Genomic DNA, 15,867 nt, shown 5'->3' with positions numbered 1-15,867 from the left:
CACCGGACCCAGCACCGGACCCAGCACCAGCACCAGGAACCCCGACGACGCCGCGGCGTCGACGACACGACGGCCGGCCGCCGGCCGAGACACAGGAGTCCAGACATGTCCGACCTCGAGTCCTCCCCGGACAGCGCGTCCGAGCCCGTCGAGGGGTTCTCGGTGGCCAGCGTCTACGCCGAGCTGCTCTCCCGCGCCCCGGAGAACAAGATGGAGCCGCGGATGGAGCCCATGGAGATGGCCATGGACATCCTCGGCGAGCCCAACCGCTCGGCGCCGGTGATCCACCTGACCGGCACCAACGGCAAGACCTCGACCGCCCGGATGATCGAGGCCGGGCTGCTGGCCCATGACCTGCGCGTCGGCCGGTACACTTCGCCGCATCTCTCCCGGGTCACCGAGCGGATCTGCCTGGACGGCGAGCCGGTCGAGGACGAGACCTTCGTGCGCATCTGGGACGAGATCCGTCCGCATCTGACGATGGTCGACCAGCGGCTCGCCGAGCGCGGCGAGGTGCCGCTGACCTACTTCGAATGCCTGACCATCCTGGCCTTCGCGGTCTTCGCCGACGCCCCGGTGGACGTGATGGTCCTGGAGGTCGGCCTCGGCGGGATCACCGACGCGACCAACGTCGCCTCCGGCGTCGTCGACGTCGTCACCCCGATCTCGCTGGACCACACCGACCTGCTGGGCGACTCCGAGCGTGACATCGCCCTGGAGAAGGCCGGCATCATCAAGTCCGGCGGCTTCCTGATCTCGGCGGCCCAGATCCCCGAGGCCGCCGACGTGCTGCTCGAGACCGCCCGCGAGGCCGACGTCGACTTCCGCTTCGAGGGCGTGGAGTTCGGCGTGGAGTCGCGCACTCCCGGCGTCGGCGGCCAGCAGGTGACCGTCCAGGGCATCGCCGGCCGCTACCCGGAGCTGCTGCTGCCGCTGCACGGGGCCCACCAGGCGGAGAACTTCGCCGTCGCCGTGGCCGCGCTGGAGGCCTTCATCGGCGGCGGTCAGCAGGAGCTCGTCCTGGAGAACCTGCAGCTGGCCTGCGAGCACATCACCGCGCCGGGCCGGCTGGAGACCCTGCGGACCGGCCCCAGCATCATCGTCGACGCCGCGCACAACGCCGCCGGCGTCGAGGCCTCCGCCCAGGCGCTGAAGGAGAGCTTCGGGCTCGGGCGGCTGGCGCTGGTGGTCGGCATCCTGGAGGAGAAGGATGCCCGCGAGATCCTGACGGTCCTGCACCGCGAGTACGACGACCTGGTCGAGGACATCTGCTTCACCCAGTCGACCTCGCCGCGGGCGATCCCCGCCGAGGAGCTGGGACGGCTGGCGTTGGAGGTCGGCTTCCGCGAGGAGAACATGAACGTCACCGCGCGCCTCGACGACGCCCTCGACTGGGCGGTCTCCCGCGCCGACACCTCCGACGACGCGCTGGCCGGGGGAGTGCTGATCACCGGCTCGATCACCGTGGTCGGGGAGGCTCGCACCCTGCTGTCCGGCGGGGAGGGCTGAGCCGTGGCGCGTCGGACCCGCGCCCAGCGCGAGTGGCGGCCGGGCATGGTGCGCCCGCCCCGGTCGGTGCGGGTGATGTTCGCCTCCTCGGTGCTCTGCCTGGAGGCGCTGCTGATGGTCTTCTACGGCTTGGCGATGTGGGGGCTGAACCGCGACGCGTCGCACGCCGGCTGGCTGCTGGCCGGCTCGCTCGTCGTCGCCGTCGTCATGGTGCTCACCTGCGCGCTGCTGCGCCGTCCGCTGGGCTTCGTCCTCGGCTGGGTCCTGCAGCTGGTGGTCATCGCCGGCGGGATCTTCGACCCGTTCGGCTACACCTACGTCCTCGGGGCGATCTTCCTGGGCTGCTGGTGGTTCGCCGTGGTCAAGGGGCGACAGCTCGACCGCGAGAAGATGGAAAGATACAGGGAGGAAGAGCGTCTGGCCGCCGAGGCCGAGGGCGCCGAACAGACCGGAAGTGAGGAGACTCCCGAATGACTGAACGCACGCTGATCCTGATCAAGCCCGACGCGGTGGCCCGTGGGCTGACCGGCGAGGTCCTGCGCCGCCTCGAGGCCAAGGGCTACCGGATCACCGCCCTGCAGCAGCTGCAGGCGAGCACCGAGCAGCTGGCCGCCCACTACGCCGAGCACGAGGGCAAGCCCTTCTACCAGCCGCTGGTGGACTTCATGCTCTCCGGCCCGGTCGTCGCCGCGATCGCCGAGGGCGACCGCGTCATCGAGGGCTTCCGGTCGCTGGCCGGCTCCACCGAGCCGACGACGGCGGCGCCGGGGACCATCCGCGGCGACCTCGGCCGCGACTGGGGGGAGAAGGTCCAGAAGAACCTGGTCCACGGCTCCGACTCGCCGGAGAGCGCCGAGCACGAGATCGGCATCTGGTTCGGCTGAGTCCCAGCCGCGAGACGACGCACGACGGCGGGCCCCGGGAATCGATCCCGGGGCCCGCCGTCATGTGCAGAGCCGTGTCCCGTCCTCACGGAGCTTGCGCCGGCTCCGACCCGGGCCGCACCGGTCAGCGCTGTGAGCCGCTCGCAGCCCGCTTGGGCCGGGTTCCGGAGGCGAAGTCGATGTGCACCGGCTCGAGCTGCTGCCGCGTGCGTTCGTAGACGATGCGGGCCGAGCGCGGGCGGCCGGCCGAGTGGTGGCCGGTGTACTCGGAGTACTGCTCGCAGACCCAGGCCGGGTCGCCGTCGGCCAGCAGCCTGCCCTCTTCGATCCAGAGCACGCGAGTGCACATCTGGCGGATCGTGCCCAGCGAATGGGAGACCAGGAAGACGCAGCCGGCCTGCTCGCGGACCTCGTCCAGCCGCTTCTTGGTGCGCGAGCGGAACTGGGCGTCGCCGGTGTTCAGCGCCTCGTCGATGAGCAGGATGTCGGGGTCGACGGCGGTGGCGATGGCGAACTGCAGGCGCGAGGCCATGCCGGAGGAGTAGGTCTTCAGCGGCAGGTCCAGTGCTTCGTCCAGCCCGGAGATCTCGGCGATGAGGTCGTACTTCGCGTCGGCCTGCTCCGGGGTGAGCCCCATCGCCAGGCAGCCGAGCTTGACGTTCTCCCGTCCGGAGACGGACTTCACCAGGGCGGCGTTGACGCCGAGCATGACAGGAGTGGAGGTGGCGTAGACCTCGCCGGCGGTGGGCCGGACCTTGCCGGTCAGCAGCTTCATCAGCGTGGACTTGCCGGAACCGTTGGTGCCGATCACTCCGACCGTCTCGCCGCGGCGGACGGTGAAGCTCACGTCCTGCAGAGCGGGGATCTCGGTCTGGCCCGAGCCCCAGAGGCGACGCAGAGCTCGCGAGAACCGCCCGCGGGACCGCAGGTGCTCCGTGGCCGACCGGACTCGGTAGGTCATCGAGACGCCGTCGGCGACGACGGCGATGGACTTGAGATGGGCGTCTTCCGGCGGCGTCTCGTCCTGGAGGAGCTCCTCCGGGGCGTCGTCGTCCAGCTCGTCGTCGAGGATCGTGGTGGTGGTCGTCATCGCTCCCTGCCGTAGGTCTCTTCGCCGCGCCAGAAGATGATGAAGCCGATGATCAGCGAACCGACGGCCCAGGCGCCGAGCACCTGCCACCGGAAGGGGTCGGCCATCTCTTCATAGAGCCATCCCTGGCGGATGATGTCCAGCACGCAGTAGAGCGGGTTCAGCTCCATGACGACGATCATCGCGTCCAGCCCGCGGGACTCCCAGCGGCTGATGCCGAAGAACACCGCTGAGGTGTAGAACATGATCCGGGTGCCGAAGGAGATCAGATGCGCCACGTCGGGGACGGCGTCGACGGCGCGGGCCAGCGCCAGGGACCATCCCAGCATCACCAGCAGCGCCAGCGCGATGGCGGGGAAGAACTGCAGCCAGTACCAGCTCAGACGCACCGGGATCTGCTCGGCGCCGTCGAGTTTGATGTCACCGATGGCGAGGACGAGGGCGGCCATCACGAAGAAGACCGGAACCGACGACAGCAGCTGGCGGACTGTCGCGGAGATCACCAGACAGGCGCGCGGGAAGTTGAAGGCCTGGACGACATTCTTGTTCCCCGAGATCGACTTCCCGCCGCCGCTGACGGCCGAGGTGAAGAAGCGGAACGTGAACACGCCGATGACCAGGTACCCGATGAAGTTCGGCACGCCGCGGCCGGTCTGCATCAGGAGGCCGAAGATGAAGAAGTAGGCCAGGCCGAAGAGCAGCGGATTCAGCACCATCCACACGCGCCCCAGCGAATCCGAGCTGTTCGACGAGGCGACGCGCGAATGCGAGTCGTAGAAGATGAAATGCCGGAACGCCCAGATCTCGCGCAGATAGGTCAGCAGCCCGGGGCGGGCTCCCACACGGATCAGCGGCGAGCCGTCCAGCTGCACAGTCTGCGCCGCCGGCTCCGCGGGCACGTCGCGAGCGGCGGGACCCGGGCCGGCGGCGGCTTCCGCCTCGGCTTCAGGAGCATCCACGGCACCCCGCGCCCTCCTGGCGCGGTGCCTGGGTGGTGCAGCCATCATGACGTCCCTTCTGGCGATCAATGCGGGTCTTCCGTCGCCTCCGACCGGGCGTCGGAGCGCACGTCATTCTAACAGCGCGGCAGGTCCCGCCATGGGACCGTCGTCCTCCGCGTGAGCGACCTTCTGCGGTCACCGGTGCCGCGTCGAGAAGTCCTGCCGCGACCCAGCCGGAGCTCCTCTAGACTGAGGGTCTCCGAGCACGATACCCGTCCCTGACCCGGAGGACCCTTCGCCGTGACTCTCGTCGGCACTCTCTCCCGCCCCGCTCGCAGCCTGGTCCGCGGCGCCCGGGCGGCGCTGCCCGCCCTCGTCGGTCGCGGGGGCGAGCGTCGTGACCTGCCGGTGGACGACGTGCTGGAGCATTGGTCGCGCGAGCTGCGCACACGTCCGGGGCAGCTGCAGTGGTTCACCCGCTACGCCCGCGGCACGCGCTCGCACGGTGCCCGGGATGTCCTCGCGCTCTGCGCCTCGCGGGAGACGATGGATCTGCGACGACTGATGCGGGCGGTGGACCAGGCGTTCCTGGCGCCGGACGGGTCCGGTCAGCAGGACCAGCAGGACCAGCAGGACCAGCACGACCGGCTGAAGCAGCTGGACCGTGCCCTCTGGCGCCCCGGCGTCCTCGCCCTCGCCCGGGTGCTCTACAGCCAGCGGCTCGGCGAGCGCGATCTGCTCACCGCGCTGCGGCTCTATCAGCTCGTCGACGCACAGCAAGGCGTCGAGGACGGGTTCGAGGGCGTGGATCGTTCGTTGTACTCCGACCTGCTCACCTGGTCCGGCCGCTTCTCCCGGGCGGGCGAGGTCCTCGAGCAGTCCGAGGAGAACGCCGAGCGCGCCTGCTCGCAGCGCTTCCTGCAGCTGAACTCCGTCAACCCCGCGGTGACCGGCATCTCGGCGGATCGTCCTGCGTGGCTGGAGCGGCTGAACGGGGTCTACGCCGAGCACGGCCTGGTGGGACTCGAGCTCGAGGACGGCCGGGCGCCGTCCTTCGGCTCGCTGCGGGCCGAGACGGCCCCCGCCGTCGAGGACGGACTGCCGCTGATCTCGGTCATCATGCCGCTCTACGAGCCGGACGCCGCCACCGACGTCGCCCTCCGCTCGCTGCTGGGGCAGAGCTGGACGAATCTGGAGATCCTCATCATCGACGACGCCTCGCCGACGGTCTTCGCCGACGGGACGCCGACGCCGTACCGGGCGCGGGTGCAGGCCTTCGCCGAGGCCGACCCGCGGGTGCAGGTGGTGCTCCGCGAGGAGAACCGGGGCGCCTATGCGGTGCGCAACGAGGGCTTCGACCGCGCCCGCGGCGAGTTCGTGACCATCGCCGACAAGGACGACTGGCACCATCCGCAGAAGCTCGAGCGGCAGGCCCGGGAGCTGATCGAGCACCCCGAGCGGCCGGCGTCGATCGTGAACTGGATCCGGGCTGACGACGACCTGCGCTTCCTGATCCGCTGGGGCCCGGACCGCGCGGTGCATCCGAGCTTCGCCTCGACCATGTTCCGCCGCGAGGAGGTGCGCGACACCCTCGGGTACTGGGACGAGGTGCGCAAGTCCGCCGATGCCGAGTACCGGGCGCGCTGCGAGACCGTCTACGGGATGCGGGTCGTCCCGGAGGCGATGGTGCCGATGGCGATCTCGCTGCTGGGGGAGGGGAATCTCACCTCCAGCGACTTCGGCCTGGGCTACTGGCACCCGGATCGTGAGATGTATCAGGACGCCTATGCCGGTTGGCACGAGGAGATCGCCGCCGGAGCCTCGCCGCAGCTGCCGAAGAGCCAGGACGAGCGGCGGTGGATCGCCCCGCCGTCCTTCCTCCCGGGCCACGACGCGGCGGAGGTGCCGCACTACGACGTCGTCCACCTCTCCGAGTGCGGGCTCCGCGGCGGGAACTCGCTGGCCCTGGAGCAGGAGATCGAGGCCGCGCTGGCGGCCGGGCTGAGAGTCGGCGTCGTCCCGCTGGCCAACGGTCTGTTCCGCGAGGCCGCGAAGCGGCGCATGGCTCCGGCGCTGCGCCGGATGGTCCTCGACGGTCGTGTCGACCGGCTCCATCTGCGGCGGCGAGCCTCCGTCGGTCTGCTGGTCGTCCACTGGCCGACGACGCTGCAGCTGGTCCCGGACGGTCCGGCGGAGCTGGAGGCCGGGGAGATCGTCGTCGTGGCGGACCAGCTGCCGGCGACGCTCAGCCGGGTCCACCACGGCTACGAGGTCGAGGACGTCGCCGAGAACTGCCGGCGGCTCTTCGGGCGCCGTCCTCGCTGGGCGCCGCAGTCCAGCGTGGTGCGCGGCCGCCTCGCCGAGGTGGTCCCGCCCGGAGAGCTGGCCGACGTCGACTGGACGAGCGCGGCGCCGGAGCTGATGCCGGAGACGACGCCGGGTCGGGCGCGCGCGGAGGGCTCATCGAGCTCGCTGATCCTCGGCCGCCCGTGGGACGAGGGGGAGCTGTCCTGGCCGACGAGTCGTGCTGAGCGCGAGGGGCTCTTCCCGCAGGACGGCTCGGCGGAGATCTCGCTGCGCGCCGACCGGCAGGAGCTGGTGCGTCGCGGCGTCCTGGACTCGGCCGAGGAGCTGCCGGACGGCTGGCATGTCGCCGACCCCGGCGAGACCACGTTCCGCGAGTATCTCGCCGAGATCGATGTGCTGCTCTGCTTCACCGGCGACGTCTGGGACGAGACGCTGGAACCCAGCATCCTCGACGCGCTCGCCGCGGGCGTGGTCTGCCTCGGTCCGCCGGCCCTGGAGGAGGTCTACGGCGAGGCGATCGTCTGCTGCGAGGCCGGCCGGGTGCCCCAGGAGCTGGACCGGCTGCGCGACGACGCCGAGCGCGAGGCCCAGCGTCGTCGCGGCGCGGACTTCCTGCAGCGGGAGCGCGGTCGCGCCGCCTATGTGCGGCGGCTGGCGCAGTTCGGCTCCGCGCCGATCACAGGTCCAGGTTCAGCCGGCGCTTGACCCTGCCGCCGGCACGCTTCACCTGGTGTCCCACCGGACGCATGAAGGGCGCGTGCCGGTAGACGCGGCGCGCGACCGGCCGCAGTCGCAGCACCAGATCCGACTCCTTCGGCTTCTTCCGCCCGGCGCCGTTCGAGCGCCGCGCTCCGTCGGCTGACGCGGAGCCCGGCGACGAGGCCTTGGCCAGCTTCTCCAGCACGCCGGCGTGGCGCTCGCTGTAGAACACCATCCAGTCGAGGATCTGCCGGGCGTCGTCCAACGTGGGCTGCGGCGAGCGCTCCGCCGGCAGCGTCCCGGTGATGAGCTGCTGGTAGAGCGCGGTGAAGTCGGGGGAGAGGGCGTGCTGCGAAGCCTCCAGCGAGGCGCGGGAGAGCTCGGCGTAGCGGTCCGGGTCCTCGGCGAGCGCCGCGATCTGCCGGGCCAGCCCCTCGGCGTCGCCCTGCGGGGCGGCCATGATGCCGTGGTTGTCCTGCACCAGGCTCAGCCAGGGCAGCTCGTACATCGCCACCGGCAGGCCGCGGGCCTGAGCCTCGGCGAGGGTCAGCTGGTAGCCCTCGATGATGCTGGTGGTGACGAAGAGGTGCGCCGCGTCGATCGCGTCGAGCAGCTGCTGTCCGCGGAGCGGCCCGACGACGTCGACCTGGTCGGCCACCTGGTGCGTTCGGGCCATGGCCGTCAGCTTTTCTCCGGTGCAGTCGGCAGAGTCCGGCCCGATGATCGACAGGTGGAAGTCGACGCCGAGCCGGCGCAGCTGGCCGGCGACGGCGACGAGCTCGCTGACCTGCTTGGTGTGCTCCTCGAGACGTCCCCACCAGACCAGCTCGAGCCGGTCCTCGGGGGCCGAGGCCTGCGCCGGAGCGGCGGCAGCCTCGCGCAGCAGCGGCGACGGCGGATTGGGCAGGTGCACTGCGTGCGGCGCGCCCTGCAGGGTCCAGAACGCCGCGTCGAGCGGGGAGAGGGTGACCAGGGTGGAGAGCGCGTTGAGGCGGTGCTGGATGAACGAGAGCGTATCCCGCAGGTTGTACACCGGACGCAGGGCGAAGCTGTGGACCCATCCGATGGTCGGCACGCCCACCGCGCGGGCCATCTCGGCCAGGGCGGACCAGTCCTTGCTGTAGAGGATCTGGTGATCGATGACCACGTCGACGGCGTGGTCGCGGCAGAGGTCCTCCCACTGCTCCAGGCGGGCCGGCAGCTTGCCCTCCAGCTCGACGAAGCGCACACCCTGCGGGAGGCCGTCGAGCACGCTGCCCGGCCGCCGGGCGGCGATGGTGACGCCGTAGCCGGCCTCGACCAGGCTGTGCGCCTGGGCGAGGATCACCTGCGAGACGCCTCCGGTGGTCAGCGCCTTCGTGGTCAGCAGCACGTTCTGCACCGACCGGCCCTCGAGCTCGATCCGCGTGCCCTGCCGGGTGAGCGCCGTCAGCGCGTCGGGGGCGAATTCAGCGGCGGCCAGCACCAGGTCGGTCGCGGGGACCTTCCCGCGCAGATGGTCGAGGCAGGCGGCGTGGAGCTCCTCGTCCGAGCTCTTGAGCATGTAGTTGAGCACGCCGCCGATGATCGACCGGCGGGTGGAGGCATAGCCGTCCAGGAGGGGCTCGGGGTCCGGGGTCTTCCGGGCCAGGGTCCGGACCGCCGGGGCCATGCTCTCCGCCGAGTCGATCCCGGCGGCGTAGAACTCGAACTGGGCCAGCTCCTCGACGTGGTGCCCGCTGCCGCCGCGCCGGAAGTAATAGCGATACAGGTGCTCGGGGGTCGACACGTATCGCTGGGCCGCCGCCAGCGCGACGAAGGTGATCGGCAGATCGTTGACCCGCGGCAGCGTCAGGTCCTCGGGGAAGAGCTCGTAGGCGTCGCGCAGCAGCTGCGTGGTGAACAGGAATCGCCACAGCTGACCCTGCGCCGGCTTGCCGACGGGGAAGAAGGTGCGCAGGATGTCGGCGCCCTCGAGCTCAGTGCGGGTGGGCTGCAGCCGCTTCTGGTAGCCGCCCACCGCGCGGCCGTCCGGGCCGAAGACGGCGACGCCGAAGCCGACGAGGTCGGCGTCGGTGGCCTGGGCCTTGGCCACGGCCTTCACCGCCGCACGGGGGTCCAGCTCGTCGTCGCCGTCGAGGAACAGAGTGTAGGGCGCCGAAGCCGCGAGGATGCCCTCCCGGCGAGCCTGGAACGCCGACCGGTTCTCCTGCTGGCGGATGAGTCGGATGCGCCGATCGTCCCGCTGGTACCGCTCGATGATCGTCGGAGTGCTGTCCGTCGAGGCGTCGTCGACGCAGATGATCTCGATCTGCTCGAGCGTCTGCGCCAGGCAGCTCTCCAGGGCCTCGGCGATCCAGTCTTCGTCGTTGAACACCGGCATCACGATCGATACCAGGGGAGAGGGGTGCATAGATGCTCCATCGTCGGTCAGCGGGATCGAACAGCGGGCGGCGGATCCGCCGGAGGGACGGGACGCCGGGTCGGGGACGGTGCGTGCCCCGACCGCGGCCATCCTATCGGGCGGTCAGAGCGGGCCACGATCGTCTGTGCGGCGGGGCGTGGGACTGGTGCCCGCGGATCAGGCCTGGGCTCGGATCGCCACGTCGATGCGCAGCGCCAGGTCGGCGAGGTCCGCGCGGGCACTGTCGATCGCCGGGGCGACGCCGGGAACGCGGGATGCGAGCTGCTCGCCGAACTCGGGCAGCTGCTCGTACCGGCCGACGAGCTCGCCGAGTCCGGCGGCGTCGAGCAGGCGTCGGATCTTCTGCGGGTTCGCCGCCGACCCCAGGGGCAGTGCCCCTTCGGTCGCGCCGATGATCAGGCCGTGGGCGCGGTCGCTGATGACCGTCAGCGATCGGCCGTAGACTTCGCGCGCATGGGCGTCGAGGTCGGCATGCCCCATGCTGCGCGGCACGAGGTACTCGCCGCCGAGCCGCTCGGCCAGACGCACCGCGCGCGGCGCGTCGCGGGCCACCTGCGCCAGCGTCACGATCCGGGTGGATGTCCGTGCAGCGAGGTCCCGGACGGCCCGGATCCAGGACTCGTCGGGCCAGGCGCGGTCATAGCGCATCGAGACCGCCAGCAGCGGACGGGAGTCGGTCGGCGCCCAGTCGGAGGTGGGCGTGCCCAGCGAATAGGCCCAGTCGGGGGCGACGCCGCCGAATCCGGCCGCGTCGCGGGAGGGGCGGTCGCGCCAGGAGACGATCGAGGCCTCGCGCAGCACCGGATGGAAGGTCGACTCGTCCACGGCCGAGGGGTCCTTCAGACCGGTGCCGGCGATGATCACGGTGCCGCCGTTCTCGATCACCTTCTGCAGCTGGATGGCGGTCCGCCGGTGGGGGTAGGTGCCGCCCCGCGGCGTGACCTCGCCGGCGTAGTAGAGGAGCACCGCACCGGAGGCGGCCTTGCTGGCGTCGATCCATTCGGCGTCGCTGTAGTAGAGGGCGTCCTGGGGACGCAGGGGGAGACCGGTGAGATAGTCGGTGCTCCGCGGGGCGCCGAGCTGCACGTGGAAGCGGCGTCCGTCCCCCTGCGCCGCCGCGAAGTAGCCTGCGCGCAGCGCGGAGTCGCCGAGGTTGTCGTCCTGGCCGCCCAGGGGGATGTATACGTCCTGCATGGTGTTTGCGCTCATCACGCTCCACTCTAATATGATGACGTGGTGCCCGATGTGACTGCTCCCGCCGACGAACGCCGTCCCCTGCGAGTCTCCGTGGGGCATCGACCCCCGGCGCCGATGACGGCCTACGTCGACCAGATCGTCGGCGACGACCTCTCGGAGGTCGAGTTCACCTTCTTCATGGGCTCCTATCGGGCGCGGGACGTGGACGTGGTCCACGTCTGCGACGTCGACGCATTCCTCGGCGGGAGGGACCGGAAGCCCGCTGAGCGCGTCGCCGCGGCGACCGAGGCCGCCGACGACCTGCGGGACCGGGGGATCGCTCTGGTCCGGACCGTCGTCGGCCCGGAGCGTCCCGACGACGAGGCGCTGGCGATCCTCGACCGCGTGACGAGCACCTTCGTCGCGCTGGACGAGGTGACGCCGACGCCGGACCCGCGCCGGACGGTGGTCATCCCCCACGCCCACCACCGGGATCGCTTCCTGGGCTACCCCCGCGGGGAGCAGGTGCCGGGCCGGATCCTCTGCGTCGCGCGCGCCGGCGTCGGCCGGGCGGCGGAGGGGCCGCTCAAGGTCTTGTCGGTCACCGACACCCCGGACCTCTCGCTGCGCATCGCCGGCGAGGAGGACCCCACGCTGGAGACCCTGCTCCCCCGGGCGATCCGGCGGAGCCGTGGACGGGTGACTGCGCGGACGGAGACGCTCTCCGACGCCGAGGTGATCCGCGAGGTCGACGGCGCCGAACTCGTCGTGCTGCCGGCGATCGACTCGCTCGTCGACCAGGGTCTGCTCTTCACCGTGCTCTCGATGGACCGACCGGTGCTGCTGCCCGACGGAGCCGCCGCGCGGCGGCTCGCCGAGGAAGTCGGTCCGGGCTGGGTCCTGACGCACGACGGCCCCATCACCGCCGAGGTGCTCGACGAGGCCGTCTCCGAGCTGCGCGGCACGGAGCGGGACGCGCGGCCGAATCTCGCGGGCCGGGGCCTCGAGACGACCGTCGCCGCCTACGCCGAGGTCCACCGGGCGGCGACCGCCCGCGCGGTCTAGCGCTGACCGCACACGACCGCCGGCGACTGCTCGCCCGTCCTCCGGCCGGCCCGGCCCCATCGACGGCGAGACGCCTGCGGCGACGGCATGTCGCAGAGCTCCGCGGCCATGCTCCGGTATCATCGAGCGCGGTCTCCGCCCCAGCGTGCGAGACCGGGATCCTGGACAGACTCCCCGGGACCGATCGTCAGCCACCGTCACACGTGATCCGCCAGCGGCGCGTGTCGTCAGCGCAGAGGAGCATGCATCGTGAGTGAAGAGTCGGGCCGATTCGTCCTGCACATCGGGACGCCCAAGACGGGGACGACTTTCGTCCAGGGCATCCTGGCCCAGAACCGGCGCGAGCTGGTCGAGGCCGGATGGTCCTACCCGGGGAAGCGGCTCAACCAGCAGCACGCCGTGTACGGCCTCTGCGGATCGGACATCTACCACATCGAGGACGCGTCGCCCTACGAGGATCTTGCGCGGAGCATGGCCGACCGGGTGCAGGCTGACCTGGCTCGAGGCCGCCGAGTGATGGTCTCGGCCGAGACGCTGGCCGCGCTGGACGACGACGCCGTCGAGCGGCTCATCGGCCGTCTGGCCGTGCCGGACCGCATCGTGATGACCCTCCGAGGGCTGCCCAGCCTCCTGCCGTCGATCTGGCAGCAGCTGCTGAAGACGGGCAAGACCGAGACTCTGCCCGAGATGATCGAGCGGTCGGCCGGGCACCGGGACGACAGCACGCCCGTCTGGAACGCCTACGTCTTCGGAGACGTGGTGCGACGGTGGTCTCGCTGGGCGCCGGTTCACGTCGCGGTGGTCCCCTCGCGCGACTCGACCGACGGCCGGAGCCTCTGGGATCTCTTCAGCGAGGCGGCGGACGTGCCGGAGGTCTCGGACACCTCGGTGCCGGCCTCGGACGCCAATGTCTCCCTCTCCCACGAGGGCGCACGCCTGCTGCAGCAGATGAACATCGAGATCCGCGACAGCGGGGTCTCGCGCGAGCGCGCCCGCCGGCTCCGGCGGTGGTACCTCAAGCACGCGGTCTTCCCCCTGGCCGGCGGAGCCGACGGCGGCGGACGCATCACGCTGCCGAAGGAGTCCGAGGAGCTGGTGACCAGTTGGAACGAGCAGCAGCTGCAGATGCTTCAGGAGCATGCCACTGCGGTCCACGGAGATCTGGATGATGCCCGACGCATTCCGGGGCACCGTCCCGTCGACGGCGACGGCGAGATGCGGACGGTGGCGGCTCGGCAGATGATCCGCATGCTGCAGGATTCCGCGGCGGAGTGAGCGGCGGGGCCAGGGCCGACCCCGGGGCCTGAGGTCGCATCAGCCCCGTGTGGTCGCCGCCATCTGCTGGACGATGGCGTCGGCCACGGCCCGCCGTCGGCCGATCCACGGGTACTGATGCGCCGCGATCCCGGCCCGGGCATCGACATCGAGGACGACGGCTTCGCCGACGCTCTCGAGGCCCTGCACCAGGAGATCGACGCCGGCGGCCTTGCACCCCGGGACGGCCCAGGCCGCATCCACGGCCAGAGTCTGCAGCTCCTCTCCGAGAGCTCCGGTGACGTCTACGGTGACGCCGCCGGCCGGCGCCGCGACGTCCTCGCCGAGCAGGTAGGGACGGCCGTCCTCGGAGATCTCGTCCAGCGGAATTCCGGACGCCTCTGCGTGGGCGAGCGCATCGTGGGCATGCGTGCCGAGCCGCGGATGGGCCTCGCGGCGCGCCGCGGCCTCAGAGGCCAGCTCGCGAACTGTGCGGCGTCCGTCGCCGAGGCAGAAGAGCGGGACCCGCGCCATCGCGGCGACGAGCTCCTCGCCGACGACGAACACTCGCAGATCGAGCCCCGAGTGGTGCCGTTCGACGACGACGGCGGAATCCGCCCCGACCGCCTCGCCGCGGCGGGAGACGGCGTTCTCCCAGGCGGCGCGGAACGTCTCGCCGTCGCGGACGTGCCGGGTGACGCCCGCACCGTCCTGCGAGAACGCCGGCTTGACGACCGCCTCGGCACCGAGCTCCGAGAACCAGGCCGCGCCGGCCTCGACGTCCTCCGGGGCGAACCAGCTCCCCTCAGGGATGGGGATTCCGGCGCGGGTCAGCAACCCGCGCACGCGGGGGATGGAGAGCGCGGCCCGGTCGGCCTCGTCGCTGGCCAGGCTCGTCAGGTGACCGGCGAAGCCGCCGACTACGCGACCGCCGCCGGTGATGATCTGATGATTGCGGTAGACCTTACTGACGCCCAGCTTCCGGCGGCGGGCGGCCCGGGTGAGCAACGTCGCGGCGGACTGGACCCGGGTCTCGCTGTAGTCGACCGGCGTTCCGCCGCCGTGCTCGGCCAGGAATGTCCGCAGAACCTCGAACGCGTCCGTCGGGGACGTCGTCGAGCCAGGTGCGGGCCCGGAAGGTCGGGCGGTGTCGCTCACGCGGGGCACGGGTCAGAGCTCCTTCGTCGGCAGGGGCCGGACGTCGAGACGCGAGTTTCTGCGCATGGAGACCTTTCGGGGCAGGGCCGGCGGGGCCGGACTCGGACGAGTTTACCAAGGGGCGTCTCGGAGCACGGGTCCGAGGGCGTGACTCCCGGCACCGTGGCGGAGCCTCCGGGGCGTCGCCCCGGCGGGGAGAGCGCCGGTGAGTAGGATGGAGCCCGTGAAACGGATCATGCCCATCTACGGCACGCGGCCCGAGGCGATCAAGATGGCGCCGATCGTCAAGGCGCTGCACGCCAGCGACCACTTCGACTGTCAGGTCACCGTGACCGGCCAGCATCGCGAGATGCTCGACCAGGTCAACGAGCTCTTCGGCATCGTCCCGGACCACGACCTGAACATCATCCAGCCGCGCCAGACGCTCAACGGCGTGCTCACCCGCACGGTCGACGGCCTCGACGAGCTCTTCGACGCGCAGACGCCCGACGCCGTGGTGGTGCAGGGGGACACGACGACCACCACCGCCGGCGCGCTGGCCGCCTTCTACCGCGGCATCCCGGTGATCCACGCCGAGGCCGGGCTGCGCTCCTTCGACCTGGCCTCCCCGTTCCCGGAGGAGGCCAATCGTCGGATGACCTCCCAGATCGCCGCGCTGCACCTGGCGCCGACCTCCCAGTCGCGGACCAATCTCGAGCGCGAGGCGATCGCGTCCGAGGACATCGTGGTCACCGGCAACACGGTGATCGACGCGCTGCTGGAGGTCGCCGCGCAGCAGGTGCCCTTCGCCGACCCCCAGCTGGAGGAGGTCGCCGCCTCCGGCCGCGACGTGCTGCTGGTGACCACCCATCGTCGGGAGAACCAGGGCGCGGCGATGGAGGGCGTCGGCCGGGCGCTGGCCCGGCTGTCCGAGCGCCACCCGGAGAAGCTGATCGTGCTGCCGGCCCACCGCAATCCGGTGGTCCGCGAAGCGATCCTGCCTGCCCTGGCCGGCCATGAGAACGTCATCGTCACCGAGCCGCTGCCGTACGGGGAGTTCACCCGCCTGATGAACCTGGCCACTGTGGTCCTCACCGACTCCGGCGGCGTGCAGGAGGAGGCGCCGAGCCTGGGCAAACCGGTGCTGGTGATGCGCGACAACACGGAGCGCCCCGAGGCCGTCGACGCCGGCACCGTGCGACTGATCGGCACCGACGAGGACCGCGTGGTCTCGGAAGTCTCGACGCTCTTCGACGACGCGACCGCCTACGCCGCCATGGCCAACGCGGTGAACCCCTACGGCGACGGTGCGGCGGCCGCGCGCACCGTCGCGGCGATCGAGAGGCTCTTCGGGTTCGGGGAGCGGCTGCCCGACTTCGCCCCGCAGGGCTGAGCCCCGCC

12 protein-coding genes are annotated in these 15,867 nt (G+C 71.4%); 7 read left to right on the top strand and 5 right to left on the bottom strand.

What is annotated here, in order from left to right:
• Window positions 1-105 precede the first annotated feature (105 nt).
• Genes ABD652_RS12620 through ndk form a run of 3 tightly spaced genes read left to right on the top strand, consistent with a single transcriptional unit; the run spans window position 106 to window position 2,393 of the window.
• The gene (locus ABD652_RS12620; RefSeq protein ID WP_344721919.1) at window positions 106-1,509 is read left to right on the top strand and encodes a bifunctional folylpolyglutamate synthase/dihydrofolate synthase; all 1,404 of its coding nucleotides are present in this window, start codon (window positions 106-108) and stop codon (window positions 1,507-1,509) included.
• A 3-nt stretch (window positions 1,510-1,512) separates the two neighbouring features.
• On the top strand, window positions 1,513-1,983 hold the full coding sequence (locus ABD652_RS12615) for a DUF4233 domain-containing protein (RefSeq protein WP_344721917.1): 471 nt from the start codon (window positions 1,513-1,515) through the stop codon (window positions 1,981-1,983).
• Complete coding sequence (ndk, locus tag ABD652_RS12610; RefSeq protein ID WP_344721915.1) at window positions 1,980-2,393, top strand: nucleoside-diphosphate kinase; 414 nt, start codon at window positions 1,980-1,982, stop codon at window positions 2,391-2,393. Before ABD652_RS12615 ends, ndk begins: the two co-directional genes overlap by 4 nt.
• Window positions 2,394-2,517: 124 nt before the next feature.
• Here ndk and ABD652_RS12605 read toward each other — a convergent pair whose 3' ends face one another.
• Together ABD652_RS12605 and ABD652_RS12600 are read right to left on the bottom strand one after the other, a co-directional pair.
• On the bottom strand, window positions 2,518-3,483 hold the full coding sequence (locus tag ABD652_RS12605) for an ABC transporter ATP-binding protein (RefSeq protein ID WP_344721913.1): 966 nt from the start codon (window positions 3,481-3,483) through the stop codon (window positions 2,518-2,520).
• Window positions 3,480-4,442 (bottom strand): ABC transporter permease, encoded by a 963-nt coding sequence (locus ABD652_RS12600; RefSeq protein WP_344721911.1) that lies wholly within the window; start codon window positions 4,440-4,442, stop codon window positions 3,480-3,482. Before ABD652_RS12600 ends, ABD652_RS12605 begins: the two co-directional genes overlap by 4 nt.
• 282 nt (window positions 4,443-4,724) lie before the next feature.
• Here ABD652_RS12600 and ABD652_RS12595 point away from each other — a divergent pair, with 282 nt between their 5' ends.
• Window positions 4,725-7,436 carry a glycosyltransferase gene (locus tag ABD652_RS12595; RefSeq protein WP_344721909.1) on the top strand — a complete coding sequence of 904 codons (2,712 nt, stop codon included), beginning with the start codon at window positions 4,725-4,727 and terminating at the stop codon, window positions 7,434-7,436.
• Here the strand turns inward: ABD652_RS12595 and ABD652_RS12590 are convergent.
• Both ABD652_RS12590 and ABD652_RS12585 read right to left on the bottom strand, forming a co-directional pair.
• The gene (locus ABD652_RS12590; RefSeq protein WP_344721907.1) at window positions 7,408-9,822 is read right to left on the bottom strand and encodes a glycosyltransferase; all 2,415 of its coding nucleotides are present in this window, start codon (window positions 9,820-9,822) and stop codon (window positions 7,408-7,410) included. The two genes, ABD652_RS12595 and ABD652_RS12590, sit on opposite strands and share 29 nt — an antisense overlap.
• Before the next feature lie 168 nt (window positions 9,823-9,990).
• Window positions 9,991-11,043 carry a hypothetical protein gene (locus ABD652_RS12585; RefSeq protein WP_344721905.1) on the bottom strand — a complete coding sequence of 351 codons (1,053 nt, stop codon included), beginning with the start codon at window positions 11,041-11,043 and terminating at the stop codon, window positions 9,991-9,993.
• Window positions 11,044-11,070: 27 nt separating this feature from the next.
• Between ABD652_RS12585 and ABD652_RS12580 the strand changes: the two genes are divergently transcribed.
• The gene (locus ABD652_RS12580; protein ID WP_344721903.1) at window positions 11,071-12,075 is read left to right on the top strand and encodes a hypothetical protein; all 1,005 of its coding nucleotides are present in this window, start codon (window positions 11,071-11,073) and stop codon (window positions 12,073-12,075) included.
• 249 nt (window positions 12,076-12,324) lie between these two features.
• Window positions 12,325-13,350, top strand: a complete 1,026-nt coding sequence (locus ABD652_RS12575) for a hypothetical protein (RefSeq protein WP_344721901.1) — start codon at window positions 12,325-12,327, stop codon at window positions 13,348-13,350.
• A gap of 39 nt (window positions 13,351-13,389) precedes the next feature.
• Here ABD652_RS12575 and ABD652_RS12570 read toward each other — a convergent pair whose 3' ends face one another.
• On the bottom strand, window positions 13,390-14,496 hold the full coding sequence (locus ABD652_RS12570) for a hypothetical protein (RefSeq protein ID WP_344721899.1): 1,107 nt from the start codon (window positions 14,494-14,496) through the stop codon (window positions 13,390-13,392).
• A gap of 205 nt (window positions 14,497-14,701) precedes the next feature.
• Between ABD652_RS12570 and wecB the strand changes: the two genes are divergently transcribed.
• Window positions 14,702-15,859, top strand: coding sequence for a non-hydrolyzing UDP-N-acetylglucosamine 2-epimerase (gene wecB, locus ABD652_RS12565; RefSeq protein ID WP_425574584.1), 1,158 nt, complete (start codon window positions 14,702-14,704; stop codon window positions 15,857-15,859).
• Window positions 15,860-15,867 lie beyond the last annotated feature (8 nt).

Source organism: Nesterenkonia halobia, assembly GCF_039536005.1.
In the GTDB taxonomy this organism is placed as follows: Bacteria; Actinomycetota; Actinomycetes; order Actinomycetales; family Micrococcaceae; genus Nesterenkonia; species Nesterenkonia halobia.
The sequence above is the reverse complement of the archived record's forward strand: the minus strand, read 5'-3'. Positions and strand labels throughout refer to the sequence as shown.